The 1,115-nt window shown below is 40.7% G+C and carries 1 protein-coding gene; it reads right to left on the bottom strand.

Annotation, left to right across the window (positions count from 1 at the left end; genetic code table 11):
• Positions 1–1,115: SusD/RagB family nutrient-binding outer membrane lipoprotein (locus tag AC1DG9_RS27240; protein ID WP_477635713.1), on the bottom strand; the 1,115-nt coding region annotated here is incomplete at both ends.

Below are 1,115 nucleotides of genomic sequence, written 5' to 3'. Positions count from 1 at the left end.
CATCAACACCTGCTGCTCCCCAGTCGGCAAAAGAGAGGCGTACTCCATTTTCATAGTTTGTTTTAGCATCTCCTGCATTTGCCCATCCTCTTAATGCCGCTTCGGCTTTCAAAAAAGCGATTTCCGATGCGGTAAACCCTCTTCGGTTTTGTACCGATTTGAAATCTGTACTCACTGTAGAATAGGAAACCCTATCATCTTTGGCATTGATGAAAGCGCCGCTGCGAATACCTTTAAATTTGTATGCAGGATGGTCGGTAACTAAACTGGCATCACTTACTTCAGCAAAATATTTATTCATACGTCCATCTTTTAAACCCACCATAAAAGATTCCATGGTTGCACCCATACGGGTATCGTTCCAGTCAAAAGAAATCATCGAAACAGGCATTACCTCTCCATTTAACGAAATAAGGAAATTCTCGGCATTGGTAGTGATTAACCCAACTGGGTCAGCCAGGGCTTTTTCTCCTTCTGTTTTAGCAACTATAGGGCTAACCTTAACCAAACGCATTGCTAAACGGAAACGTACCGAATTAAGTAATTTTAACCATGAAGCGATGTTGCCTTTATAGCTTGGGTCGAATTTGGTAAATCCAGTGTAAGATGTGTTGGCTTTGAAATTTGTTTCAATCTGATCTAACTGCGTAAACAGATTGTTATATAGATCAGACTCCTTGTCGTATTTGATCGAACCTAGGCCAGCAGTGCCATAATTCGAATAGATCACCGGACCATAGATAGCTGTTAGTTTCGATATGGCTAATATCCTAACCAATTTTGCCCAATCGCCGAATAATGGTAATTCTTTTTCTTCGGCAAGCTGTATTACCTGTTTTGATGGAGACATTACGCTACCATATATACGATTCCAATAGGCATCAATCCAGCGCAGGTAGTAAGTGGTATTGTTTACACCTGCAACATAAGGCGTTGGAGAGCCCATATATCCCATCCAGTTATCATAACACAGATCTTCTTCAATTTGGTGGCCCATCAGGTTAAATAACATAACCGAGAAGGAAGATCCAACCAGATTAAAGTCCTGCTCCAGCATTTTATCTGTTATTTGATTTGGATTTGTATTTATCTCTTCGAAATTCTTGGTGCAGGAG

It is taken from the genome of Pedobacter sp. 05L430, assembly GCF_056397585.1.
The sequence above is the reverse complement of the archived record's forward strand: the minus strand, read 5'-3'. Positions and strand labels throughout refer to the sequence as shown.